The organism is Arthrobacter sp. D5-1 (assembly GCF_017357425.1).
Taxonomy (GTDB): domain Bacteria; phylum Actinomycetota; class Actinomycetes; order Actinomycetales; family Micrococcaceae; genus Arthrobacter.
The window spans coordinates 40,187-65,115 of sequence record NZ_CP014571.1 but is presented as its reverse complement, the minus strand read 5'-3'; the positions used below and the strand labels follow the sequence as shown (position 1 = coordinate 65,115).

The 24,929-nt window shown below is 60.7% G+C and carries 21 protein-coding genes and 2 tRNA genes; 11 read left to right on the top strand and 12 right to left on the bottom strand.

All coding sequences use genetic code 11. The features are described 5' to 3' along the window. Window positions 1–79 precede the first annotated feature (79 nt). Window positions 80–1,042, top strand: a complete 963-nt coding sequence (locus AYX22_RS00260) for a hypothetical protein (protein WP_207595591.1) — start codon at window positions 80–82, stop codon at window positions 1,040–1,042. A 143-nt stretch (window positions 1,043–1,185) separates the two neighbouring features. Then, window positions 1,186–2,061 (top strand): glycosyltransferase family 2 protein, encoded by an 876-nt coding sequence (locus AYX22_RS00255; RefSeq protein WP_207595590.1) that lies wholly within the window; start codon window positions 1,186–1,188, stop codon window positions 2,059–2,061. A gap of 38 nt (window positions 2,062–2,099) precedes the next feature. On the opposite strand, the gene AYX22_RS00250 is transcribed toward AYX22_RS00255, so the two are convergent. Continuing rightward, window positions 2,100–3,008 (bottom strand): DMT family transporter, encoded by a 909-nt coding sequence (locus AYX22_RS00250; RefSeq protein WP_207595589.1) that lies wholly within the window; start codon window positions 3,006–3,008, stop codon window positions 2,100–2,102. A 118-nt stretch (window positions 3,009–3,126) separates the two neighbouring features. Here AYX22_RS00250 and AYX22_RS00245 point away from each other — a divergent pair, with 118 nt between their 5' ends. Further along, complete coding sequence (locus tag AYX22_RS00245; RefSeq protein ID WP_207595588.1) at window positions 3,127–5,118, top strand: beta-N-acetylglucosaminidase domain-containing protein; 1,992 nt, start codon at window positions 3,127–3,129, stop codon at window positions 5,116–5,118. Window positions 5,119–5,305: 187 nt separating this feature from the next. Here AYX22_RS00245 and AYX22_RS00240 read toward each other — a convergent pair. The 11 genes from AYX22_RS00240 to dnaA form a co-directional block, all read right to left on the bottom strand. Beyond that, window positions 5,306–5,381 (bottom strand) — tRNA-Ala (locus tag AYX22_RS00240). A gap of 70 nt (window positions 5,382–5,451) precedes the next feature. After that, the gene (locus tag AYX22_RS23940) at window positions 5,452–5,571 is read right to left on the bottom strand and encodes a DLW-39 family protein (RefSeq protein WP_232481486.1); all 120 of its coding nucleotides are present in this window, start codon (window positions 5,569–5,571) and stop codon (window positions 5,452–5,454) included. A 47-nt stretch (window positions 5,572–5,618) separates the two neighbouring features. Next, window positions 5,619–5,692 (bottom strand) — tRNA-Ile (locus AYX22_RS00235). Between the two features lie 113 nt (window positions 5,693–5,805). Continuing rightward, window positions 5,806–6,507, bottom strand: a complete 702-nt coding sequence (locus AYX22_RS00230) for a DUF3566 domain-containing protein (protein WP_207595587.1) — start codon at window positions 6,505–6,507, stop codon at window positions 5,806–5,808. Continuing rightward, window positions 6,504–9,173: a DNA gyrase subunit A gene (gene gyrA, locus AYX22_RS00225; RefSeq protein ID WP_207595586.1), complete on the bottom strand. Its 2,670-nt coding sequence runs from the start codon at window positions 9,171–9,173 to the stop codon at window positions 6,504–6,506. The genes AYX22_RS00230 and gyrA overlap by 4 nt, the downstream gene beginning before the upstream one ends. A gap of 63 nt (window positions 9,174–9,236) precedes the next feature. Then, the gene (gene gyrB / locus AYX22_RS00220) at window positions 9,237–11,315 is read right to left on the bottom strand and encodes a DNA topoisomerase (ATP-hydrolyzing) subunit B (protein ID WP_089593052.1); all 2,079 of its coding nucleotides are present in this window, start codon (window positions 11,313–11,315) and stop codon (window positions 9,237–9,239) included. Window positions 11,316–11,652: 337 nt separating this feature from the next. After that, a complete protein-coding gene (locus tag AYX22_RS00215) occupies window positions 11,653–12,207 on the bottom strand; it encodes a DciA family protein (RefSeq protein WP_207595585.1) in 555 nt (184 codons plus the stop codon). Continuing rightward, the gene (gene recF / locus AYX22_RS00210; protein ID WP_207595584.1) at window positions 12,194–13,387 is read right to left on the bottom strand and encodes a DNA replication/repair protein RecF; all 1,194 of its coding nucleotides are present in this window, start codon (window positions 13,385–13,387) and stop codon (window positions 12,194–12,196) included. The genes AYX22_RS00215 and recF overlap by 14 nt, the downstream gene beginning before the upstream one ends. A 23-nt stretch (window positions 13,388–13,410) precedes the next feature. Then, the gene (gnd, locus tag AYX22_RS00205; RefSeq protein WP_089593049.1) at window positions 13,411–14,295 is read right to left on the bottom strand and encodes a phosphogluconate dehydrogenase (NAD(+)-dependent, decarboxylating); all 885 of its coding nucleotides are present in this window, start codon (window positions 14,293–14,295) and stop codon (window positions 13,411–13,413) included. A 41-nt stretch (window positions 14,296–14,336) separates the two neighbouring features. Further along, entirely contained in the window at window positions 14,337–15,461 is a 1,125-nt protein-coding gene (gene dnaN / locus AYX22_RS00200; protein WP_089593048.1) for a DNA polymerase III subunit beta, read from the bottom strand. 573 nt (window positions 15,462–16,034) lie between these two features. Next, window positions 16,035–17,453: a chromosomal replication initiator protein DnaA gene (gene dnaA, locus AYX22_RS00195; RefSeq protein ID WP_026541014.1), complete on the bottom strand. Its 1,419-nt coding sequence runs from the start codon at window positions 17,451–17,453 to the stop codon at window positions 16,035–16,037. 465 nt (window positions 17,454–17,918) lie between these two features. Between dnaA and rpmH the strand changes: the two genes are divergently transcribed. The 8 genes from rpmH (at window position 17,919) to AYX22_RS00155 (ending at window position 23,556) form a co-directional block, all read left to right on the top strand. Beyond that, entirely contained in the window at window positions 17,919–18,056 is a 138-nt protein-coding gene (rpmH, locus tag AYX22_RS00190) for a 50S ribosomal protein L34 (protein WP_011776797.1), read from the top strand. A gap of 41 nt (window positions 18,057–18,097) precedes the next feature. After that, window positions 18,098–18,508 carry a ribonuclease P protein component gene (rnpA, locus tag AYX22_RS00185; RefSeq protein ID WP_207595583.1) on the top strand — a complete coding sequence of 137 codons (411 nt, stop codon included), beginning with the start codon at window positions 18,098–18,100 and terminating at the stop codon, window positions 18,506–18,508. Beyond that, a complete protein-coding gene (yidD, locus tag AYX22_RS00180; protein ID WP_207595582.1) occupies window positions 18,438–18,923 on the top strand; it encodes a membrane protein insertion efficiency factor YidD in 486 nt (161 codons plus the stop codon). The genes rnpA and yidD overlap by 71 nt, the downstream gene beginning before the upstream one ends. Window positions 18,924–18,939: 16 nt before the next feature. Continuing rightward, complete coding sequence (gene yidC, locus AYX22_RS00175) at window positions 18,940–19,917, top strand: membrane protein insertase YidC (protein WP_207595581.1); 978 nt, start codon at window positions 18,940–18,942, stop codon at window positions 19,915–19,917. Then, window positions 19,917–20,468, top strand: coding sequence for a R3H domain-containing nucleic acid-binding protein (locus tag AYX22_RS00170; RefSeq protein ID WP_089597070.1), 552 nt, complete (start codon window positions 19,917–19,919; stop codon window positions 20,466–20,468). Before yidC ends, AYX22_RS00170 begins: the two co-directional genes overlap by 1 nt. A 6-nt stretch (window positions 20,469–20,474) precedes the next feature. Next, window positions 20,475–21,125 carry a 16S rRNA (guanine(527)-N(7))-methyltransferase RsmG gene (rsmG, locus tag AYX22_RS00165; protein WP_207595580.1) on the top strand — a complete coding sequence of 217 codons (651 nt, stop codon included), beginning with the start codon at window positions 20,475–20,477 and terminating at the stop codon, window positions 21,123–21,125. Window positions 21,126–21,212: 87 nt separating this feature from the next. Then, the gene (locus tag AYX22_RS00160) at window positions 21,213–22,268 is read left to right on the top strand and encodes a ParA family protein (RefSeq protein WP_242703460.1); all 1,056 of its coding nucleotides are present in this window, start codon (window positions 21,213–21,215) and stop codon (window positions 22,266–22,268) included. Between the two features lie 67 nt (window positions 22,269–22,335). Next, window positions 22,336–23,556, top strand: a complete 1,221-nt coding sequence (locus AYX22_RS00155; RefSeq protein ID WP_207595579.1) for a ParB/RepB/Spo0J family partition protein — start codon at window positions 22,336–22,338, stop codon at window positions 23,554–23,556. The last annotated feature ends 1,373 nt before the right edge of the window (window positions 23,557–24,929 follow it).

The following is a 24,929-nucleotide window of genomic DNA, read 5'->3' as shown; positions in this document are numbered from 1 at the left end:
GAATCGGGCAGATGAATAGCCGGTGTTCCACAAGCGACGTAGGCTAGCAACAAACGAGCATGTGTATCGGGAGGTAGTTGTGAAGAAATCAGACCGTATTGCCCGCGACCTCGAACAATCCGTTGTGGCAGGTGTGGACAACGCCCGCGACTGGGCAGCACCCCGCGTGGAAGCCGCCGTCAACTGGGCTGTTCCGCGTATCCAGCACGGCATTGATACCGCTTCCCCCAAGATCCAAGAGGGGCTGAAGTCCGCTGCGCACAACCTTGCCGACGGCGTTGCTGTTGTTACGCCGCGGATTCAGGATGGATTGGCGCACCTTGCGCCGAAGATCCATGACGTAGTGGAGGACGCAACGCCCAGGATCCAGGAGACGCTCAACAAGGCCACTCCGGCTCTCGGCCACGCGCGGGACAAAGTGGTGGAGGAGTACCTGCCCAAGCTGTCCGAGCAATTGGGCCAGGCTTCGGTAGCCGTTCACCACGCGTTGGAGAACGCGCCGGCCCAGGTTGACGCCGTAGCGCAGAAGCTGGTTGATTCCGGCGTTGTGCACAGCGTCCAAGAGCAGGCGCAGGCCACCGGCAAGCAGATCAAGGCAGTGACCGATCAGGCCACCAAGGCCGTTTCCACCGCTTTGGTGAAGGAACAGCCAAAGCCTAAGAAGCGCGGCTGGCTGATCGTGACTGTTATCGCCGCGGCCGCTGCCGCCGGCGTTGCCGCATGGAAAGCTTCCAAGCCGGTGGAGGATCCGTGGAAGACACCTTCCCCGGTTACTCCGACGCCCGCTCCGGTTCCAGCTGCCCCGGCTTCGGCTGATGCCTCAGCAACGGCTGCCGCAGTGACTGAATCCGGCACCAAGGACATCACGCCGGAGGAAGCCGCAGCAGAGGCAGAGCAGGCCACCGAGGATGCTTTCAAGAACGTTGAAGACTCCTCTGCGAAGGTGGCAACCGACGCCAAGACTGCCGTCAAGAACATCGCGGCCAGCTTGCACAAGGACACTGAGGGCTCGGACTCCGACGCCAAGGGTGTACAGAACTAAACACTGACAAGTGGCCCCTGTCAGGGGCCGGCACGTCAAGCTACTGAAGGGATCCCGGCCGTCGCCGGGATCCCTTCAGTGTTTGCCGGCTTGTAACCCAAGGCTCCGTCCGACGCACTGCCTCGAGTGTTAGATTTGGAGTGATGTCAGCCGATAGACCCTCTGCGGGTGCCCTTCAGGATGGTCCGGTGCCCCCGGGCGTGTCCATCGTCATCCCGGCGTATAACGAGGAAAGCGTCATTCGCCAGTGCCTCATCGCGGCCATCTACCAGTCCGTTCCTGCTGACGAAATCATTGTGGTGGACAACCTTTCCACGGACCGCACAGCCAGGATCGTGCGCCAGATGCAGCAGGAATACCCGGAAAGCCCCATCATTCTCCTGCGCCAGGAAGCCTTCCAGGGCCTGATCCCCACCCGCAATCATGGCCTGAACAGCGCCACGGGCGAGGTAGTGGGACGCATCGATGCAGATTCCGTTCTGGAACCGGACTGGGTTGAACAAGTCCAAAAGGCGTTCACAGACCCGTCGATCGCTGCGGCCACGGGTCCTGTGGTCTATTACGACATGCCCATGCGCCGCTTCGGCCTCAAGGCGGACGACAAAATGCGCCAGCTCATGTTGCGCTTGGCCAAGCACCAATACCATTTCCTCTTTGGCTCCAATATGGCCCTTCGCCGCACCGCCTGGGAGACCATCCGCGACGAAGCGTGCCTGGATCCCAAGGACGAAATGCACGAGGACATTGATCTGTCACTGCACCTCTTCGAGCACGACCTCAAAGTGCAGTACGTGCCGCAGATGGTGTCCGGGATGTCTGCCCGCCGGCTGGAGGATTCACCCCGCGATTACCGCTACTACGTGCAGCGCTTCGACCGGACGTACAAGGCCCACAACGTCAAAAAGATGGCCCTGAAAGCACCCATGGTGGTGTTCTTCTCGGTGTACTTCCCGGCCAAGATCCTCCGGGCCATCCACACGGCAAACGCCGCACAGGGCGCCCGCCGCGGTGGTGTCTAGGCGCGCAGCGCCGATGACAAGCACCCGACGGCGGATCCTCAGTCCGTGCCCAACTCAGCTTCGCGTCGATCTGCTGCTGGGCGGCCCCGCCGCTGCCCGGCAACAACCACGGCCAGGCCAGCCAGGATCAGTGCCAAGCCCGCATAGGTCCCGGCCGGCAAGGTCTCAGACAGGAAGACGGCAGCCAGGATGGCAGCGCCCGGAATCTCCAGCAGGATGATCATGGACACCAGCAACGGACTCATCGTGGCCAGCAAGTGGTTGAACGCCGTGTGCCCTACCAGCTGCGCGCAAACGGTGATGGCAATGATGCCAAGCCAGCCGCCGGCGTCGAACCCTGTCAGTGGCTGGGCGCTGAACAGTGCCAGCACCGCCACGATCGCTGCGCACATGCCGTAGCAGAGCGTGGTGTAGGTGCCCGTTCCCATGGATTGGCGGGCCTTCCCGCCCGCAAGTGTATAGAGACCCGCCAGAGCGCCGCCGGCAATCGCCAACAAGTCTCCGAGCAGGGCCTCCGGCGAGGAACCCATATCGAACCCGGTAATGGCCACCACGCCGCCGAAAGCGATCCCCAGGCCCACCAGCACCGGCCAGCGATGCCGTGTGCCCCGGAACAACTGGAAGACCGCGATCCACGCGGATTGCAAGCACACCAAGGCAGTGGCGGCCGCCACCGAGGTCAGTTCAAGGGCGGTGATGAAGCAAGCGAAGTGGAACGCCAGTGCAACGGCGGCAACAGTGGACCAACCGAATTCCCGACGGGTGATCCTGCCGAATGCTCTCGGCTCGCGGACAGCCACCGGAGCTGCCATCACCACCGCACCGATCGCATTCCGCCAGAAAGCGATAGCCAGTGCCGTCACTGAGGTGGCTCCGAGGGTGCCCGCAATGAGCGGTCCGGAGGAGGCAACACCCAGAACACCCAGGGCGGCCATGAGAAAGGTCACGGATCAACACTAGTGGGGTGGGGGAGCGTTCCAGCCCCTATCTGATGCTCCAACAGTGTGGTTGTCTTGACTCAGCATTCCCGTCAGCCGGTGACGGCATACCCAAGGGGTTATTTGATTGAGCGAAGCACCCGTCAAGCGTCGGCGGTCAGTCCTGCTGCTGGTGGCGGCCGGCGTGCTCACAGCCGCCCTGATTATCGCTGGATGGGCCGCTGTTTCACGTGAACGTCCTGACGGAACCCAGGGAAACGGGGGAAACGGGACAGGTGTTCCGAGCATCTTCCCGGTACCGCAGCATGCCCGGACCGCAACCGGCGACCCTGTTCCGTTGACCGGTCATGTGTACGTGGTGGCACCCGCCGGAACCGATCAGGCCTCCACCGCCGCCGTGCAGGATCTCGTGACCGGTGCTGGAGGCACGGCTGAAGTCGTGACGCAGCTTTCCAACCCCCGCGACGGATCATCTGCCATCCACCTTGGCACCGGGTCCGCCATGGGTCCGGCACTCAAGGCTTTGAGCGTGGACGGCGACTCCTCCCTTCGTGATGCCCTTGGACGCGCTGAAGGCTATGCCATTGCTACCGGACAGCCTGACGGGGTTCCGACGGCGGTCCTCGCCGGACGTGATAACGACGGCGTCTTCCACGCCGTGCAGACCCTCCGGCAGTTGCTCAAGGCCGGCTCTGTGGCCCCGGTCCTGGTCAGTGACTGGCCGCTGATGCAAACCCGCGGCGTTATTGAGGGCTTCTATGGCACGCCGTGGTCCCACCAGGCCCGTCTGGATGTCATTGAATTTGCGGGCAGTCAGAAGATGAACACCTACATCTACTCGCCCAAGGACGATCCTTTGCTGCGCGACAAGTGGCGCGAGCTGTACACCGACCAGGAGCTCGAGGAGCTGAAGGAACTGATCGACGCTGCTGCCGCCAATCACGTCCGCTTCAGCTATGCCCTTTCGCCAGGGATCGACATTTGTTATTCGCGCGAGGCCGATCTTGAGGACGCAGTGGCGAAGCTTGAATCCCTGTATGCGCTGGGAGTGCGTTCGTACGTGATTCCCTTGGACGACATCGCCACAAAAGTGCAATGCGCGGAAGACCTCCGGGAATTCGGCGCGGGGCAAGCAAACCTGGCGAAGGCACAGGCGTCCTTCCTTAACGACGTGAATGAAAAGTTCATCTCAGCCAAGGACGGGGTCCTCCCGTTGGAAACGGTCCCCACCTTCTACAACGGCTCACCGAGCACTCCGTACAAGCGCGAACTCGGTCAGGCGCTAAACCCCGGAATTGTGGTGCAGTGGACGGGTGAAGAAGTCGTCTCCCACCGGATTACCCGGAAGTCAGCTGAGACAGCGGGCCAGACCTACGGGACACCCGGCGCCTCCCGCAGCATAGTCATCTGGGATAACTATCCGGTCAACGACTTCTCCCAGGACCATCTCTTCCTGGCACCCGTCATCGGCAGGGACGCAGATCTGCACGGGTCCATCCAGGGCATCGTCACCAACCCAATGATCCAGCCCTATCTCTCCCTGCCCGCCATCTTCAACTACGCTGACCTCTCCTGGAACGGCCCCGCCTATGACGCCTCCCATTCCATGAATGCCGCGTTGGCCTTGCTCGCCGGGCCCGATCCTGAGGTCCAAGCTGCCGTACGGGCCTTCGTGGACCTGAATCAGGATTGGCAGGACGACGAACTCACCCCTTCCGCTCCAGAATTGCGGCACGATATTGACCAGTTCTGGGCGGAGTACGACGCCGGCACGCAACCCTCGGGGGCGTTGAAGGACCGCGCTGGGTTGCTTCAGCGGCTTCCCGGGCTCCTGCCACGGATGGCGGAGCCCGGTTTCGCACAGGACGGCTCTACGTGGGTTGCAGCGGCTGCTGAGTACGGACGAGGAGTGGAGGAGGCCATCACCATGCTGGAGGCGGACAAGCGAGGCGATACAGAGGCCGCAACCGCAGCACGGCTCAAAGTGCAGGGTGCCCTGAAGACCGCTGGGGCCAAGACACAGCCCACCCTGGAGCTGGGTGTGGTGACTCCCGTCTTGGGGAACAGCGAGCTGGCAGCGTTCCTTGAGCGAGCCTTGCAGCAGGTTCCGGCTGGCTGAGTTCCCCCTTGGTGCCGCGGGCATTCGTTGATGACACGCACATTCGCTGGTGCCGCCCGGAAATGCGTAGCAATGGTGGAAGCGCGCGGCGTGGGCGCGGCAAGGTGGCACCGGCCTTGTTGGGTGTTGGCGGGGTTACGGAGTTAAAAGCAAAAGTCCCGGTCATTTCTGACCGGGACTTTTCTTATGGTGGAGGCACGGGGACTCGAACCCCGAACCCCCTGCTTGCAAAGCAGGTGCGCTACCAATTGCGCCATGCCCCCATAAGAAGCAACCCGTCAATCATACCCCATGTCCAGGCTGGTATTTACCAGCTCAGACCGGGCTCCTCGGCTAGTCCACCGTGTCGGTTGACTTGCTCCAGACATCCTTCCGGGCTTCGGATTCCTGTGCCTTTTTATAGACCAGGAGACCTGCGACTGCCGCTGCTACAACTACCAGCAACTTCTTCACAAGCACCTCATTCCGGTTCAGTTTTACCTGAACCTCTTTCGGTTCCGTGGGCGTACCAGGACTTGAACCTGGGACCTCTTCGTTATCAGCGAAGCGCTCTAACCGCCTGAGCTATACGCCCCGATGCCTCATCGGGCCGAGATATGACTGTACAGCACATCCCGGCCCGATCTCAAATCGAGGCATTTCCATGCGGAAATTCTGCCAATTTCGGCGTATTTCCGCGGGTTTTTATTAGTCGTCGGTCAAAGTGACGCCGACGCCACCAACCAACGTTGCGGAAATGTTATACAGCACTGCGGAAAGCATGGAGAGTGCGGTCAGCAGGACCACGTTCACCACGGCAATGATGGTGGCGAAGGATGCCACCTGGCCGAGGGACGCAATCTTCTTCAGTTCAAAACCGCTTCCTTCGGATCCTGCCAGGGTCCCCAGGAGGCTATCAACCTGGTTGAAGATCCCTGTGAGATCCAACACAGTCCACAGCACGATGGCAGCCACCACTGTGACGATGCCCAACGCAACGGACAAGAGGAACGCCATCTTCAGGACAGACCAGGGATCCACCTTGCTGACCAGCAAACGAGCGCGGCGGACCTTGGCCTTGGGAGCAGGCTTCACCAAGCCGGGGGCACCCTGGGCGGGGCGCTGACCTGACTGGGCAGGGCGCTGTCCGGGCTGTGCCGGACGTTGTCCCGGAGCGCCTGCAGGACGCTGGGTTGCCTGGGCCGGCCGTTGTCCGGGAGCCCCGGAGGGCCGCTGCGCGGAGTTGGTGCCAGTTGCTGGGCGTGCGCCGGCGGCGCCGGTTCCAGCAGCCCCAGTTCCTGGACGCTGTTGGGGCCGCGCAGGCGTTCCTGCTTGGGCGCTGCCCGAGGGCTGCCGGAGTCCGCCGGGGACACCTGTGCTCGGCTTGGGATATGAGTCGGAATTACTCACTCGTTACCTCCGGTGTTGTCTTCGTTCAGCTCCGCGCCCGTTTCGGTTTCCGGGTCTGCGTCGTTTTCCGTTTCGGCCGTCACGGTCGCCTCAGGGGCGCCGTCGTTTGCAGCCAACGTTACGTCATCGTCGAGTCCGTCTTCTGACTCTTCGACTTCCAAGCCGCGTTCGCTGTTGCGCGCAACCTCAATAATGCGGTCGTTCTTGTCCGGCTTGGCGAAGATGACACCCATGGTGTCACGGCCCTTGGCCGGCACGCCGGTGACAGCCGAGCGGACCACCTTGCCGCCCTCCATGACCACCAGGACTTCGTCCTCTTCCTGCACGATCAAGGCACCCACAAGGTCACCGCGGTCTTCGGCAAGCTTGGCAACCTTGATGCCCAGGCCGCCACGGCCCTGCAAGCGGTATTCGTCCACGGCGGTCCGCTTGGCGTAGCCGCCCTCGGTCACGATGAAGACGAAGGAACCGTCCTGGACGACGTCTGCAGCAAGCAATTCGTCGTCTTCACGGAACTTCATACCGGTCACACCGGACGTAGCGCGGCCCATGGGACGCAGTGCGTCATCGGTGGCCGTGAAGCGGATGGACTGGCCCTTGCGTGACACCAGGAGGAGGTCGTCGGTCTCGCTGACCAGCTGTGCGGAAACCAGCTCGTCCTCGTCGCGCAGGTTGATGGCGATGACGCCGGCCGTGCGGTTGGTGTCGTAGTCTTCGAGCCTCGTCTTCTTAACCAGGCCGTTCTTGGTGGCGAGCACCAAGTAGGGGGCCTGCTGGTAGTCCCGGAGGTCAAGGACCTGGGCGATGTGCTCATCAGGCTGGAAAGCCAGCAGGTTGGCCACGTGCTGGCCCTTGGCGTCACGTCCAGCTTCTGCCAGCTCGTAGGCCTTGGCACGGTACACGCGGCCCAGGTTGGTGAAGAACAGCAGCCAGTGGTGGGTGGTGGTGACGAAGAAGTGTTCCACGACGTCGTCGCCACGCAGTTGTGCACCCTTGATGCCCTTGCCACCGCGCTGCTGGGAACGGTAGTTGTCGCTGCGGGTGCGCTTGACGTAGCCGCCGCGCGTAATGGTGACAACCATTTCCTCTTCGGGGATCAAGTCCTCCATGGACATGTCGCCGTCGAAGCCCATCAGGATGTGTGTGCGGCGGTCATCGCCATGCTTGGCCACGATCTCCGCGAGTTCTTCGCTGATGATCTGGCGCTGCCGCTCCTCCGAAGCGAGGATCGAGTTGTATTCCTCGATCATCGACTCGAGCTCGGAGTGGCGGTCCTGGATCTTCTGTCGTTCCAGGGCGGCCAGTCGCCGGAGCTGCATGTCCAGGATGGCGCGGGCCTGGAGTTCGTCGATCTCGAGGAGCTCCATGAGGCCTTCACGGGCAGCCTCTGTGGTGTTGGACGCGCGGATGAGGGCAATGACCTCATCCAGCATGTCCAGTGCCTTGAGGAGCGCGCGCAGGATGTGCGCTTCTTCCTCGGCCTTGCGCAGGCGGTAACGGGTGCGGCGTGCAATGACGTCCATCTGGTGCGCAACCCAGTGACGGATGAAGGCGTCAAGGCTCAAGGTGCGCGGAACGCCGTCGACAATTGCCAGCATGTTCGCCGAGAAGTTGTCCTGCAACTGCGTGTGCTTGTAAAGGTTGTTCAGGACCACCTTGGCCACCGCATCGCGCTTGAGCACGATCACCAGGCGCTGGCCGGTACGGCCGGAGGTTTCATCGCGGAGGTCCGCAATGCCTGAAATCTTGCCGTCCTTGACCAGTTCGGCAATCTTGATGGCCAGGTTGTCCGGGTTGGCCTGGTACGGCAGCTCGGTCACCACCAGGCAGGTACGGCCCTGGAGTTCCTCGACGTTGACCACGGCGCGCATCGTAATGGAGCCGCGGCCGGTACGGTAGGCGTCTTCGATGCCCTTGTGGCCCAGGATGGTGGCACCCGTGGGGAAGTCGGGGCCCTTGATGCGCAGCAACAGAGCCTCAAGAAGCTCTTCCCGCGTGGCCGTGGGGTTCTCGAGAGCCCACTGCACGCCGTCGGCAACCTCTCGCAGGTTGTGCGGCGGAATGTTGGTGGCCATGCCGACGGCGATGCCGGAAGAGCCGTTGACCAGCAAGTTGGGGAAGCGCGCCGGCAGGATGGTGGGTTCCTGGTTCTTGCCGTCGTAGTTGTCCTGGAAGTCGACGGTTTCCTCGTCAATGTCCCGGACCATTTCCATGGCCAGCTGTGCCATCTTGGTTTCGGTGTACCGCGGTGCAGCAGCGCCATCGTTGCCCGGTGAACCGAAGTTGCCCTGGCCAAGTGCCAGCGGGTACCGCATGGTCCAGTCCTGGATCAGGCGCACCAAGGCATCGTAGATCGCCATGTCACCGTGCGGGTGATAGGTACCCATGACGTCGCCAACCACGCGGGCGCACTTGTTGAACGAGCGGTCGGGGCGGTAACCGCCGTCGAACATTGCGTACAGAACGCGGCGGTGCACCGGCTTCAGGCCATCGCGGACGTCCGGGAGGGCGCGGCCGACGATAACGGCCATGGCGTAGTCGAGGTAGGACCGCTGCATCTCTGTCTGCAGGTCCACCTGCTCCACGCGGTCTGTCAGCACATCGCCCTCAAGAACTACGTCGTCGGCAGTGGATTCCGCCGGGACTTCGGGAGTTTCGTCACTCATAATCTAAGGTTTCCGTTTCAGGTATATGTCAGTTCGAGAATATTCAGGTGCCCTTGTGGAGCCCTAGATATCGAGGAACCTGACGTCCTTGGCGTTCTGCTGGATGAAGTTACGGCGCGATTCAACGTCCTCGCCCATCAGGACGGAGAAGGTCTGGTCGGCAGCCAGGGCATCATCCATGGTGACCTGCAGCAGCGTGCGGCGATCCGGATCCATGGTGGTGTCCCACAGCTCGGTGTAGTCCATTTCGCCGAGACCCTTGTAGCGCTGGATGCCGTTGTCCTTGGGGAGCCTCTTGTTCATGGAAGCACCCTTGCGGATGGTCTCATCACGTTCGCGGTCACTGTAAACGTAGTCGTGAGCTGCGTTGGACCACTTGATCCTGTACAGCGGCGGCTGGGCCAGGTAGACATAGCCGTTTTCGATCAGCGGGCGCATATAGCGGAACAACAGCGTCATCAGAAGGGTGGTGATGTGCTGGCCATCAACATCAGCATCGGCCATCAAAACAATCTTGTGATAGCGCAGCTTGGAAATATCGAAGTCTTCGCCAATGCCCGTTCCGAAGGCGGTGATCATGGACTGGACTTCAGCGTTGCCGAGGGCCTTGTCCAAGCGGGCACGCTCGACATTCAGGATCTTGCCGCGCAATGGCAGGATGGCCTGGGTTTCCGGGTTGCGGCCGCGCTTGGCGGAACCACCTGCGGAGTCACCCTCCACCAGGTACACCTCGCAACGTGAAGGATCCTTGGAGGAGCAGTCGGAAAGCTTTCCGGGCATGCCGAACGATTCCAGCGGGCTCTTCCGGCGGGCGTTATCACGGGCTTTGCGTGCTGCCATGCGTGCCTGGGCAGCCGAGATAGCCTTGCGGATCACGTCGCGGGCGGGACCGGGGTTGCGCTCCAGCCAGTCACCCAGCTGATCCGTGACAACGCGCTGGACAAAGCCCTTGACCTCAGAGTTGCCCAGCTTGGTCTTGGTCTGGCCTTCGAACTGTGGCTCGGAAAGCTTGACGGAAATAACGGCAGTCAGGCCTTCACGGATGTCATCACCTGTGAGGTTGTCTTCCTTCTCCTTGATGATGCTCTTTTCCCGCGCGTACCGGTTGATGAGCGACGTCATCGCGGCGCGGAAACCCTCTTCGTGCGTTCCGCCCTCATGGGTATTGATGGTGTTCGCGTAGGTGTGGACGCTCTCGGAATACGCGGTGGTCCACTGCATGGCTACCTCAACGGCGATATGCCGTTCGGTGTCCTCGGTTTCGAAAGCGATGACGTCCTCGTGGACAATCTCGACCTTCTTGTTCGAGTTCAAGTGCTTAACGTAGTCCAGCAGGCCGTCCGGGTACTGGTACACCACAGTGCGGTGCTCGGCGGCGACTTCGCCTTCGGTGGCAACGGCGTCGAGATCCAGATCATCATCGCCGTCACGGGACACCGGACGCTCATCGGTCAGCGTGATGCGCAGGCCCTTGTTGAGGAAGGCCATCTGCTGGAAACGGGCCCGGAGTGTTTCAAAATCGAACTCGGTGGACTCGAAGATGGTGCCATCCGGGTAAAACGTCTGGGACGTTCCGGTAACGTCAGTGGCCTCACCCTTGACGAGTTCGCCCTGGGGCTTGCCGCCGTCAGCAAAGGTCATGCGCCATACGTGGCCCTGGCGGCGGACTTCCGTGTCCACACGGCGGGACAAAGCGTTCACCACGGAGATACCCACACCATGGAGGCCGCCGGAAACAGCGTAGCCGCCGCCTCCGAACTTACCGCCGGCGTGAAGGATTGTCATGACCACTTCAACCGTCGGCTTGCCTTCGGTCGGGTGAATGTCCACGGGGATACCACGGCCGTCATCTACGACACGAACGCCGCCGTCGGCGCGTAGGGTGATCTCGATGTGGCTGCAATACCCGGCCAGTGCCTCGTCAACAGAGTTGTCCACCACTTCATAGACCAGGTGGTGCAGGCCGCGGGGACCAGTGGATCCGATATACATACCGGGGCGTTTGCGCACCGCTTCGAGGCCCTCCAGCACGGTGATGTCGCTGGCACCGTACTCCCTGGGCGCCTCTGCGGGCGTGTCAGGCTTGGGAACAGTCTCCTCTTCGGGCTCTACTGCCAAGGTCTCTGCATTGTCGTTAGCCACAGGCGCTTTCGACTCCTCTGTACTCGATGTCGGCCGTTCCCGGTGGTGTCCGCGGCGTACCGCAGCCGTCAACGGGCACGTGACTGATTGCGCCGATTACTCCGACGAAAGGGGTCCCCATGCCACAAGAGTGGATCCAGGACCCCGACGACGTTTCACCGGCGCTCAGTGATCTACGCCAATTCTATCGTGGAAACCCGCGAATCCTTGCAAATACGGGGGCAGCCGAGAGCTGAATATGGCCATAGGAGGCCGCTGGCCCTATCTGCAATGGCCCTACGGTGGTCCCGATGGGGGCCTATACGACTCCGGGGCGTTGAATCGCCCTGCACGCCGTTTAGCCGTAAGTATCGCGCGGGCCGCGACCATTGACGCTGCGCCCGCCTTTACGCCAACTTGGAGCCGAAGGACCCAGGACCTGGATGCTGGTCACCACTCCTTCACCCAGTTCATTGCGGAACATCTCCAGGAGGCTCGTGCTGAGCAGGCGGAGCTGCGTCGCCCACGCCGTGGAATCGCAGCGAACGTGGAGCGTAGTGTCAGTGAAACTCTCCGGCGTGCAGTGGGCGGAAATATCCGTCCCAACAAGTGTCTCCCACTCCGCCATTACGGATCCAACAGCCACAGGGGACGTCCATCCGCGCTCAGCCACCAAGCGGCCCACCACATTGCCGAGTCCCAAAGGATCCCGGCCGCTGCCGTGGAATTTCGCAAAACCCCTGGTATCCCGGATTCCCTTGCGCTGGGGGGCAGACCCTGGCCGGGGTGCGCGCTGCCGTACTTCGCCGCGTGCAGCCGCGGCCTCGCGCATTCGGTTCAACGCCGCCTGGGCAGCATCAATCTCATCCGGATCGCGACCGGGTTGAAGACCGTCGCGGCTATCCTTCGCCATCGATGCCTCCCGGAACAACGGTTACGCGCCGTCCGGCCAGCTCCTCGGGGATATCGGCATCGACGGCGGCAGTCACCAGCACTTGCTCGGCACCGGCCACTATTGCAGCCAGTTTACGCCGCCGCTGGACGTCAAGCTCAGCGAAAACATCGTCCAGAATGAGGATCGGAGCGGTTCCACCCGTACGGGCGTCATCCAACATCACGTAGTAGGAAGCAAGGCGCAGGGACAAGCACATGGACCATGTTTCACCATGGGACGCATAACCCTTAGCTGGAGCCTGGCCCAACACCAGTTCCAGTTCATCGCGGTGCGGACCCACCAGGGAGATGCCGCGTTCCAGTTCCTTTTTCCGCGATGCTGCGAAAGCCTGGATGTAGCGTTCGGTGAGTTCATCCACGGACAGCAGCCGGAGGTCGTCAACCGACGCCGAAGGTTCCGTACCGTGGTCGGCTGGACCGCCGTCGTCGTCCAGGACGCCCTGGATGGTTGAGCGGTAGACCGCCCCCGCCTCTTTGGATCCATCGGTCAGCTGCGCATAGGCGCTGTTCAGGTGGGGCCGCAAACGTTCCACCAGTTCCAGACGGGCGTGGAGCAGTTCGGCGCCGGCCCGGGCCATATGCTGGTCCCAAACATCCAGGGTTGCCTCATGACCCGCCGAGAATTTTCCCGTCCGGGCGGATTTCAGCAGGGCGTTGCGCTGCTTCAGGACGCGGTCATAGTCGCTTCGCGTGGCAGCATGCCGTGGCACGAGGATGACCAGCAGCTCATCCAGGAAACGGCGGCGATTCGAGGGATCGCCCTTGACCAGAGCCAAGTCCTCCGGCGCAAACAACACCGTATGGCAGATCCCCAGAATGTCCCTGGCCCGCACCGGGTTTCCGCGGTTGATACGGCCCCGGTTGGCCCGCCCGGCGTTGATTTCCAGTTCGAGAACCGTGGATTGTTCCCCGCGGACCAGCTTGGCGCGGATCATGGCGCGTTCCGCACCGAAACGGAGCAAAGGCGCGTCCGTGCTGACGCGGTGGGAGCTCAGCGTCGCCAAATATCCAATGGCTTCCATCAGGTTGGTCTTGCCGATTCCATTGGATCCCACAAGGACAGTCACGCCAGGGCCAAGTTTCAGGTCAACCTGGGCATAGCTGCGGAAATCAGCCAGCGAAAGATGTTCGAGGTACACGCCGTTTGCAGGACTCCTGCGGCCTAGTTGGCCGGACGGGTGGCGTGTCCGCCGAACTGGTGACGCAGGGCAGAAACCATCTTCATGGCCGGTGAATTGTCCTCGCGGGAAGCAAACCTCGCGAAAAGCGCCGCAGTAATGGCCGGCGCCGGCACTGCATTGGCGATCGCTTCCTCCACGGTCCAGCGGCCCTCGCCGGAATCTTCGACGTAATCGTCAATCGAAGCCAGGCCTGGATCTTCGTCCAGCGCCTTGACCATGAGGTCCAGGAGCCAGGAGCGGACCACCGTTCCCTTTTGCCAAGCCCGGAAAGTACCAGGGAGGTCCTTCACGATGTCCTTGGCTGCCAGCAGTTCGTAGCCTTCGGCATAGGCCTGCATGAGGCCATACTCGATCCCGTTGTGGACCATTTTTGCGTAGTGGCCGGCGCCAACACCGCCGACGTGGACAAAGCTGTCGGCACGTTCGCCTTCAGGACGCAAGGCGTCGAAAACCGGCATGGCGAGCTCGATGTCTTCATCGGCGCCTCCTGCCATCAGGCCGTAACCGTTCTCGAGGCCCCACACACCTCCGGAAACACCGCAATCGGCAAAACGGATGCCCTTTTCGGCAAGGGCGGCAGCGTGCTTTTGGTCTTCGGTGAAACGTGAGTTGCCGCCGTCGATCACCAAGTCACCTGGGCTGAGCTTCTCACCCAGTTCGGTCACCACTGCATCGGTGATCGCGCCTGAAGGCACCATGACCCACACCAGACGCGGGCTGGGAAGTGCTGCGATGAGTTCATCCACGGAAGCAACATCAGTGACGTCCGGGTTGCGGTCGAAACCAGTGACCTCGATGCCGCCGTTCCGCATGCGCTGGCGCATGTTGAAACCCATTTTGCCGAGGCCGATCAGACCGATGTGCACAGTGTGAACTCTTTTCTGCGAAGGTGGCGGGTACGTTCCGGTTAGTTGGGAAGGCGAACCGGCATCACGAGGTAGCGGTAGTCGTCCTGGTCGTCGCCATCCGCCTCTGCCTGGGCCGTGATCATGGCCGGCTTGGGGGCGGTGGTGAAGGAGAAGCGAACGTACTTGGTCTCGATAACGCTCAGACCTTCAACGAGGTAATGCGGGTTGAAGGCCACGGTGATGTCTTCGCCGGAAAGCTGTGCCTCGAGCTCCTCGGAAGCCTGGGCGTCCTCGCCGGTACCGGCGTCGAGGTTCAGGAGTCCTTGGGTGAAGGCGAGTCGGACCGGAGTGTTCCGCTCGGCTACCAGGGAAACACGCCGAACGGCTTCAACCAGTTCCTGGGTCTGAACCGTGGCGTGGATGGGTGTGGAATCCGGGAACAGCGAACGGATCTTGGGGTAGTCGCCATCCACCAGGAGTGACGTTGTGGTGCGTCCACCGCTTTCGAAGCCAATGAGCCGGCTGTCGTCGTCTGCAAGGGCGAGGTTGATATCGCCACTGCCGCCGAGGGTCTTGGCTACCTCGTTCAGGGTCTTGGATTTGACCAAGGCGCTGGTGGAAATCCCGGGAGTAACAGGCTTCCAAGGGACTTCGCGCATGGCGAGGCGGTAACGGTCGGTGGCAAGGAGCGTGATGAGGTCGTCCTCGATCTCCATGCGCACGCCGGTCAGGATCGGGAGGGTGTCGTCCTTGCTGGCCGCAATAATCACCTGGGAAACAGCCTGGGCGAAAGCATCGCCGGGCAACGTGCCGCTGATGGTGGGAAGTGCGGGGAGTGCCGGGTACTCAGCCTCGGGCATGGTTGCGAGATGGAAGCTGCTTCGACGGCAAGTGAGAGTCACTTTGCTGCCATCGGTTTCGACTTCCACGGGAGCTGACGGAAGGCTGCGGCAGATATCGGCCAGCAAGCGTCCCGAGACCAAAATGGTGCCCTCAACAGCAATATCTGCCGGAATTTCCAGGCGTGCCGAAGTCTCGTAGTCAAAGCTCGAGAGGCTGACCGTTCCTGCCTCAGCTTTGAGGAGGAGGCCGGAGAGCACGGGTACTGGCGGCCGCGGAGACAACGACCGCGCGGTCCACGTAACGGCTTCTGCCAGGACGTCGCGGTCGACTCTGAACTTCACGGAGGGGTGCCGCCTTTCATTGCTGCTGTCAAGTAGTAGCTGCGGATTCCTGCGTGGAAGCCGCTAAATCTCTGCATTCCGGCACCGGAACCTGCATGGTCCGCACTCAGCGAACTACAAACAGACCCAAGGATGGGAGCGCTGCTGACAGCTTAGCCGGAAGATCCGCGATTAACCCATCCCCGTCGGGCCGGACCCTTCGTATGTGGACAGCCGCAGGCGGCCTTTGGGGTCCGTCTGTGGTCCGCCCCTGGCGGCGGGACGGTGGCAGAACGAGATTGTTATTTGAGGGATTTCAATTTTTTGGGATTCGTAGTGTTAATAACTGCTGTGGAAACTGTGGATAACCCGATCCTGCCGCGTCGTTCAGCGGTTAAGCCCTGTTCACTCATTGTGCGTTAACTGGGTTTTAAACAGGGTGTGGATGGGGACAACTCCCAAGCCGGTTTTTAACGATCCACAGGCGGCTTAAGGGTTTTAAGCCCATTAACCGAGCTTGTCCCCTTAAGTATCCACAGGCTTATCCACATGCACCTGTTAATAAGGTATGTAGTAGCGGCCGCGGTGTGGATTTCAGGAGTCGCGCTGCTGCTGTTTGATGCGGTTGGTGAGCTCAGTGACCTGGTTGTAGATCACACGACGTTCCGCCATCAGTTCGCGGATCTTGCGATCAGCGTGGATGACGGTGGTGTGGTCACGGCCGCCGAGCTCCTGCCCGATCTTCGGCAGGGACATGTCCGTCAGTTCACGGCACAGGTACATGGCGATTTGGCGGGCGGTCACCAACGTACGGGTGCGGGACTTGCTGCAGAGCTCTTCCATGCTGAGCTTGAAGTAGTCCGCCGTCTGGTCCAGGATCTGCTTCGCCGTGATCTCCTGGGCGCCGTCGTCAGTGATCAGGTCCTTGAGCACCATCTCAGCCAGGGCTACATCCACCGGTTGGCGGTTGAGGCTGGCGAACGCCGTGACGCGGATCAAAGCCCCCTCGAGTTCCCGGATGTTGCTGGAGATCTTCGAGGCGATGTACTCCAGGGCGTCGTCCGGTGCCGACAAGCCTTCGCTGAGGCCCTTCTTGCGGAGGATGGCAATGCGGGTTTCGAGTTCCGGCGGCTGGATGTCGGTCAGCAGGCCCCACTCGAAGCGGGACGTCATGCGGTCCTCGAAGCCGGCGAGCATCTTTGGCGGCTGGTCCGAGGTGATGACAACCTGCTTGTTGGCATTGTGCAGGGCGTTGAACGTGTGGAAGAACTCCTCCTGCGTCCGGTCCTTGCCCGCCAGGAACTGGATGTCATCGATCAACAGCACATCCACGTTCCGGTACGTGGTCTTGAAGCTGGTGCCTTCGTCGTCCCGGATGGAGTTGATGAAGTCGTTGGTGAATTCCTCGGAGTTCACGTAGCGGACCCGGATGCCGCTGTAGAGCCGGCGGGCGTAATGACCAATGGCGTGCAGCAGGTGGGTCTTGCCCAAGCCAGAGTCGCCGTAGATGAACAGCGGGTTGTACGCCTTGGCCGGCGCTTCGGCGACAGCGACGGCGGCCGCGTGCGCAAAGCGGTTCGAGGAACCGATCACGAAAGTATCGAAGATGTACTTCGGGTTCAGGCGGCCGAACTCATGCGAGGTACTGGGCGGAGTGGGCTGGGGCTTCGGCTCGGCGAAGTCGGATACGGCGGAAAGCTCGACGACGGGTTCCGGCTCTGCATGGACCGGCACCAGATCGGTGTCGACGTCGATGGCGCAGCGGATGTCGTCAGAGAAAACGCTGCGAAGGGCATCGTCCAGGGCATCCTTGACCTGGGTCTGCAGGACTTCGCGGGTGAGTTCGTTGGGAACGGCCACCAAGAGTGTGGAACCTATGAGGCCCTGTGCCTGGGCGAGGATGACGAAACCGCGCTGACGGGGTGATACCCGGTCGTCCTGTTCCATGAGGCTCAGCACCCTGCGCCAGGAACTTCCGACAGTGTTGGCGTGGTTGGCTTCGTCTACTGTCATCAATCAGTTCCTAAATACTTGCTTGCCGGCGTTGCTGGCAGCCGAAGTGTCTCCGGCGGCGCTGTTCTGGGCGATAATCCACAGAGTTATACACAGCGGGTGGACATTGGGCTACTGAGCCACTCTAGGGGATGAAATCGCTAGAAGATAGCTGGGAAGTTGCCTGTGGATAATTACACCGTTGTTGTTCCGGATTGCGGCCTGTGAGCCACTTCATCCACAGGCTGGGAACGGGGGTTGGGCACAGCTGTGGATAGCTCTGCAGCAGGCTCCCGGTTTGACTGTGGGTGCCTTTTTGCCCTAACGTTGTGAAGTCCTTTGTGTCCGCTTTTGAGATCAGTTGTAACTCCGTACGTTCACCGTGCGGAAGGCAACGGCGGCAGGCACATACAAAACTTAGCGTCGGCCAGTTCTTCCCCTTTTTTGATCGGGTGGGCGCACCTTTGATCCACTGGAGTAACTAACGTGAGCAAGCGGACTTTTCAGCCGAATAACCGCCGTCGGGCCAAGAAGCACGGCTTCCGCCTTCGTATGCGCACCCGTGCCGGCCGCGCCATCCTGGCTGCCCGTCGCGGCAAGGGCCGCGTCGAACTGTCGGCGTAAATAACTGACTTGTCGGTCAGGGTCTTTTTGCGGGTTCGACGGTGCTAGCCACCCCTAACCGTCTGCGGACGTCTACCGACTTTTCAACAACTGTACGTTCCGGCGTCCGCAATGGACGCCGGAACTTAGTGTTATATACGGCCTCTATCGGGGCCGGGGAGCCGAGTCGAATCGGCTTCATTGTCTCCAAAGCCGTCGGGAACGCCGTGACCAGGAACCTCGTTAAGAGGAGACTGAGAGAAGCAGGCGCTCTTTCCTTGCACAAGCATGGAACGGGTCTGGCGGTGGTGGTCCGGGCGTTGCCCGCAGCTGCATCTGCCAGCTGGGAGCAACTGCTCTCGGACTACAACGCCGCACTGGCAGTGACGACGAAGCGATTGAGTGGCTCAGCTCCACGCAACGCTTCGACTGAACACAACGGCACCACAACGGAAGGGACACCGCGTGCATGACATAAGCACCGCCGTCGTTCCTTCCTCAAGCGACCCCTCCGGCAAGGTTCCCCCCAGGAATCTGCCGGCGGCGGTCGGCACGTTCCTCTGGGAGCTGCCCCGCAACATTCTTATCCTCTTGCTGAAGACGTACCGCAAGGTCATCTCGCCCCTGTACGGCCAGGTGTGCCGTTTCTTTCCCTCTTGCTCCGCGTACGCGCTGGAAGCAGTAACGGTGCATGGCGCCGTGAAGGGCAGCTGGCTCGCAGCCAAAAGGCTCGCCAAATGTCACCCTTGGAACGCTGGTGGAGTGGACCATGTCCCCGCCGGCCATCGTCATTGGCCTGAAGGCCGGACGCCCACAATTGTTGTACTGAACAATCCGGACCAGTTCCTGGCTGCTCAGGCTGATGAAGAAGGCCGCTCGGCGGCCTAACGAATAGGGATATCGTATGGACTTCTTTGAAACAATCATGTTTCCGTTCAAGTGGCTGGTGTCAATCATCATGGTTGGCTTCCACGAGGGACTGAGCTTCATTGGCCTGCCCGCCGCGAACGGCTGGACGTGGACTCTGTCCATCATCGGCCTCGTGTTGGTGATCCGTGCCGCCCTGATCCCGGTCTTCGTCAAGCAGATCAAAGCGCAGCGCGGCATGCAGCTGCTGCAGCCGGACCTGAAGAAGCTTCAGACCAAATACAAGGGCAAGACCGATCAGCTGTCCCGCCAGGCAATGGCGCAGGAACAGATGGCCCTGTACAAGAAGCACGGCACCAACCCGTTCTCGGCATGTTTGCCGATGCTGATTCAGATGCCGTTCTTCTTCGCGCTGTTCCAGGTGTTGTCGGGTATCACCGCAGCCCGTAACAGCGGCAAGGGCATTGGGGCCATGAGCGCCGACCAGGTTGTCCAGTTCGATGAATCCAGCATCTTCGGTGCGCCGCTGTCTGCTTCGCTGCTTCACGGTGGTGCCGGTGGCAACGAGGTTGCAGTCTGGATTCTCTCCATCGTGATGATCATTGCCATGACGGCCTCGCAGTTCATCACCCAGAAGCAAATCATGGCCAAGAACATGTCCGAAGAGGCCATGGCCAGCCCGTTCATGCGCCAGCAGAAAATGATGCTTTACATCCTGCCGCTCGTGTTCGGTATTGGTGGCATCAACTTCCCCATCGGTGTCCTCATCTACTGGACCACCACCAACCTGTGGACCATGGGCCAGCAGTTCTTCGTCATCCGCCGCATGCCTACCCCGGGTTCCCCTGCCGCCAAGGCACTGGAGGAGCGCCGTGCCGCCAAGGGCCTGCCGCCGCTGCTGGGTGGCAAGAAGACCGCGGACGCCGCTGCTGAAGCCGAAGCAGCTGCCGCGGCGGCGGCCGAGATCCGGGCACAGCGCGTCCAGCCACAACGTAAGAACAGGAAGAAGAAGTAATGTCTGCCGAGAGCACTGAAGAAGTTATCGCCGCTGTGACTGAAGACCAGGACGAGACCCAGGAAGAGACGCAGTCCAAGACGGCCAGTCGTCTTGAAGAAGAAGGCGACATTGCCGCCGACTACCTCGAGGAACTTCTGGATATTGCCGATATCGACGGCGATATCGACATCGAGGTCCGCAACGGACGCACGTACATCTCTATTGGTGCCGATGAAGAGTCGGCCGCATTGGACAGCCTCGTAGGACGTGACGGCGAGGTTCTGGAGGCCCTGCAGGAGCTGGCCCGCCTCTCGGTCCTTTCCGCTACCGAAAGCCGTTCACGCCTGGTGCTGGACATCAACGGCTACCGTAAGGAGCGCGCGGGCGTGCTTCAGCAGATCGCTGAAGACGCCGTGGCCAAGGTCAAGGCCGACGGCGGTACGGTGGCCCTTGAGCCGATGAGCGCTTACGAGCGAAAGATTGTCCACGACGCCGTCGCTGACCTCGGATTCGTTTCCGAGTCTGAAGGCGAAGGCGCCGGCCGCCACATCGTCGTTTCGGCTGACTAGCAGCTCATGGTTGAAATTACCGCAGCTGAACTTGAAGCGGCAGAGAAGATCTTTGGGGAGCGCTTGGATCTTGCCAAGCGCTACGTGGAACACCTCGCCACCTCCGGAACTGAGCGTGGGCTGATTGGCCCGCGTGAGATTCCGCGTTTGTGGAGTCGCCACGTACTGAACTGTGCAGTCATCGAAACTGCAATTGCCATGGACAGCCACGTCGCCGACGTTGGATCCGGTGCAGGCCTGCCGGGTCTTTGCCTGGCAATTGCACGCCCGGACCTTGAACTGACGTTGATTGAGCCGCTTGAGCGTCGTGTCATCTGGCTCCAGGAAGTCGTAGATGACCTGGGCCTGGACAACGTCACCATCATGAGGACGCGTGCTGAGCTGGCCGTTGGAATGGTGGACGCCGATGTTGTGACGGCGAGGGCTGTTTCTGCGCTCAGCAACCTGGCGGGCCTGACGATTCCCCTTTTGAACGGCCGCGGCGAAGTTGTGGCCATCAAGGGTCGTAGCGCTGCCGAAGAGATTGAGAAAGCCAAGAAGGTCATCCGCAAACTTGGCGGCGTGGAAACGTCGGTTGTGGTTTGTGGACAGGAGCTTTTGGAGGAACCCACCACTGTGGTGAGGATTATCGTCAACAAGCCCGGAAAGACGGCCTGAGACCCGCTCGGTTTCCCGCGTGTCGGCGGCTGAGCAGTTAGGCTAGAGAACGGCAGCAAGCGCCGAATGAGAGTGAGAGTGTGACCAGTGGGCAGTAGTGAAACCTCCACGCAGCGAATCCCCCCGTTTATGTCGTTGGGGTCAGCTCGGGCAATGGCTACACCCTCTGCGTCTCTTCAGTCTGCAATCGTGCGCACTAATTCGGTTGATAATGCCGCTGTTTCACGTGAAACCGTATCTGATGGAGTGCATAACGTGATGGATTCCATTGATGACTCGAGTCCCATCGCCCGTCAGTTGGCACACGAGACCCGTCGGCGTGAACGGCTGGTGGGCAGGGAACTGCCAAAGCCGGATAAAACCCGCATCTTCACGGTTTCCAATCAAAAAGGTGGGGTCGGTAAGACGACCACCACCGTGAACATCGCTGCCGCTCTGGCCTCCGCCGGCCTCAACGTCTTGGTGATTGATATTGATCCACAGGGCAACGCGTCAACGGCTCTGGGCATTGAGCACCACGCCGACGTTGACAGTATCTACGACGTCCTGATCAACGACCTTCCCCTGAACGACGTTGTGGCCCCTTGCCCAGATATTCCCAACCTGATCTGCGCACCCGCCACCATCCATCTTGCCGGTGCTGAAATCGAGCTGGTTTCATTGGTTGCCCGGGAACAGAGGCTCCGGCGAGCCATCGACGTCTACGCCAAGGAGCGGGAGAAGAACGGCGAGAGCCGCTTGGACTTCATCTTTATTGACTGCCCGCCCAGCCTCGGGCTGCTGACGGTCAACGCCTTCTGTGCCGCAAGTGAAGTCCTTATTCCCATCCAGTGCGAGTACTACGCCTTGGAAGGATTGAGCCAGCTTCTCAAGAACATCGAAATGATCCAGAAGCACCTCAATGCTGACCTGGAGGTGTCCACGATCCTCCTGACCATGTACGACGGCCGAACGAACCTCGCCGCTCAGGTCGCATCCGAGGTACGCCAACACTTCCCCGAACAAGTTCTGGGAGCAGTGGTTCCGCGTTCTGTGCGTATCTCCGAAGCACCCAGCTACCAGCAGACGGTCATGACCTACGATCCTTCGTCGAGCGGCGCGCTCTCCTACATGGAAGCCGCCGCCGAAATCGCTGAACGCTAGAATTCTTGAAACACTGCAACAGCCTGAGCAGTTCCGTGCTCGGCCATTTCATCGGAGGGATGAATCAATGAGCGAAAAGCGAAGGGGCCTCGGTAGGGGTCTTGGGGCTCTCATTCCTAGCTCGGCCGCGGCCCAGGGAAACGGCGTGGCGCCATCCCGTCCTGTGGATCTGTTCTTCCCGGAAGCCCGGAAGTCCGAAGAGCCGGCAGTAGAAGATCCGATCCAGGACTCCGCTGCTGTGGAGTCGTCAAAGGAGTCGGCAGCGACGCCGGCCGCTGCCAAGGCTCCAGCGCCCAAAGCGGCAGCTTCCAAGGCGTCAACCAAGTCCGCCACCTCCAAGACATCTGCATCGAAGCCTGCCCCCAAGCGAGCGTCAGTGCCCTCTGATCACACGACGGATGAATCGGAGCCGGCAAAGGCCGCAACCAAGTCCACTACTCGCTCGACACCGGACGTGGAGCTGGTTGAAGTTCCTGGTGCTCGCTTTGCCGAGATTCCGGTCGGTGACATCCATCCGAACCGTAAACAGCCGCGTTCGGTCTTCGATGAAGATGACATGGCCGAGCTGGTTCACTCCGTTCGCGAAATCGGCGTCCTCCAGCCAATTGTTGTACGTACTTCAACCGAAAAGGGTGGAGAACCGTATGAATTGGTCATGGGTGAGCGTCGCTGGCGTGCGGTACAGGCCGCAGGGCTCGAAACCATCCCTGCGATCGTCCGCGATACCACTGACGACGACCTCCTTCGCGACGCTTTGCTGGAAAACCTCCACCGCAGCCAGCTGAACCCTCTGGAAGAGGCTGCTGCCTATCAGCAGCTCTTGGAAGACTTTGGGACCACTCACGAACAGCTTGCAGATCGCATAGGTCGCTCTCGGCCGCAGGTGTCCAACACACTCCGTTTGCTGAAGCTCCCGCCCTTGGTCCAGCGGCGTGTAGCAGCGAGTGTTTTGTCTGCCGGCCATGCGCGGGCACTCTTGGCCCTGCCGGACGCCGCTGCGATGGAACGCCTGGCTCAGAAGATTGTGGCCGAGGGGATGTCTGTGAGGGCAACAGAAGAGGCAGTGGCTCTCTATCAAGATCCTACTGCTCCCGCCAAGAGCAGTATCCCGAAACCCAATGCGCGCCACGAGCGTTTGGACTACTTGGCGTCGTCACTCTCGGACCGCCTGGACACCAATGTGAAGATTACTTTGGGTGCACGCAAAGGCCGAGTCAGCATTGAGTTCGCCAGCGTTGAGGATCTCAACCGCATCATGGATGTGCTTGGCCCCGGCACCGAAGGCTAAATTGTAGTGAACCAACTGAATGGGGCTTACTCGTCGAGTAGGCCCCATTTTGGTTTTTGATATCCCGCAGTTTTTCGTACCTTCCCAGTTTCGCTCTACATAGTGTGTCCAGATTGGCCTTTCCGTATTTCCTACGGGAGTCCTTGCGGAGGGCACTGATTGATTCAGCACCATAAACCAACCAGTCGCGTGGCATCCTCATGGCTTTTGCTACGGATTCCTAGGGCCGTATGAGTCGATTTGGCCGAAAGGGACTCTCTTGGTCGGTGGGTAGAAGCTGTGCTCGGCAAGGTCCTGGATACCGGGATTTGCGGACCTTACGCCTTCGTAGAGCGTTCGCCCCACCGTCAGTGGCTGGGATACGTTCTTCACTCAAGATTCCCCTACACTCACCGTGAAGCGAGACGGACGAAGCATGTTTCACGTGAAACATGCGAGAAGGACTTTTGGGTGCGCACCTTGCCGGGCTGAGGGGTTCGAAGTGCGCGTGGAGCTGGGTCGAACGTTGGCACTCTGCAGGTCTCCCCGTGGCTTAGGAGGCGGCAGAGGGTGCGGGAGACGGCTTATGGCATACGGTGCCCGCCGCGTCCGATTGCCGTCGACGATTCGCAGCGCTTTTCCGAATGCCGGTGGAGTTGTGCGCCAATGCTGCGTAGGGAACCCGTGTGGAGCAAGCCTCCGTCAGCGGATTTTCACCACACATGAACACTTACCCCAGTTCTGCGCGGATCCCCAGGCTGCTCTTCTCTAGTAGCCGAGGGCACACGCGTATCTGAACTTTCGGCGGAAGCTTCTGTTTCACGTGAAACACACTCTTAGTAGCTCGGTGGCATGCAATCGATCTTCGGCTAAGCACTGGTTCGGCGGTCGGCGCATTGGCATTGCGGTTTCTTGGAGATGGTGAAGTCTCATGCAATATCGGATATCCAGCGTCTAGAACCAGGGTTTGCATCTTTGGCATACGCGGGGGAATTGAGCCGGTTCCGGGCACGCGCATCGCTGGCGCTGTTTCACGTGAAACAGCTGAGTCTAAGATTCAGCAATAAAACCGCAAAAGGTAGGGATTTGCTGACACAAAACACCATTGACGATATGTGATCTTCTTTCACAACCGACGGTTCAAGGGCGAGTCGACTAGATGGCCACAATTCTCGCCGGGGTGCGGTTCTTCCGTCGACCATATCGCCGGAAGGTCGGGGCAAGGCTATTCTGCAGTACGCAGTGCAACAGTCTGCGTCCCCATAATTGACGATCCTGCAACCAAGAATGCATCAATGCGGAACAGCTGATGCGTAGCTAGCTAGCCTCCTAGCCAAAGCCTGACGGTTCTCGGCCATTGGCTAATAGGCCAGCAGCAGACTCCTCCATGTCCT

What these genes read in the sequence shown, in the direction of transcription:
- AYX22_RS00215 (WP_207595585.1), bottom strand. Translation starts at nt 12,207, where the DNA reads ATGGCGAAGGATAGCCGCGACGGTCTTCAACCCGGTCGCGATCCGGAT.
- dnaA (WP_026541014.1), bottom strand. Translation starts at nt 17,453, where the DNA reads ATGACAGTAGACGAAGCCAACCACGCCAACACTGTCGGAAGTTCCTGG.
- rsmG (WP_207595580.1), top strand. Translation starts at nt 20,475, where the DNA reads ATGGTTGAAATTACCGCAGCTGAACTTGAAGCGGCAGAGAAGATCTTT.
- AYX22_RS00170 (WP_089597070.1), top strand. Translation starts at nt 19,917, where the DNA reads ATGTCTGCCGAGAGCACTGAAGAAGTTATCGCCGCTGTGACTGAAGAC.
- AYX22_RS00255 (WP_207595590.1), top strand. Translation starts at nt 1,186, where the DNA reads ATGTCAGCCGATAGACCCTCTGCGGGTGCCCTTCAGGATGGTCCGGTG.
- yidC (WP_207595581.1), top strand. Translation starts at nt 18,940, where the DNA reads ATGGACTTCTTTGAAACAATCATGTTTCCGTTCAAGTGGCTGGTGTCA.
- AYX22_RS00155 (WP_207595579.1), top strand. Translation starts at nt 22,336, where the DNA reads ATGAGCGAAAAGCGAAGGGGCCTCGGTAGGGGTCTTGGGGCTCTCATT.
- gyrA (WP_207595586.1), bottom strand. Translation starts at nt 9,173, where the DNA reads ATGAGTGACGAAACTCCCGAAGTCCCGGCGGAATCCACTGCCGACGAC.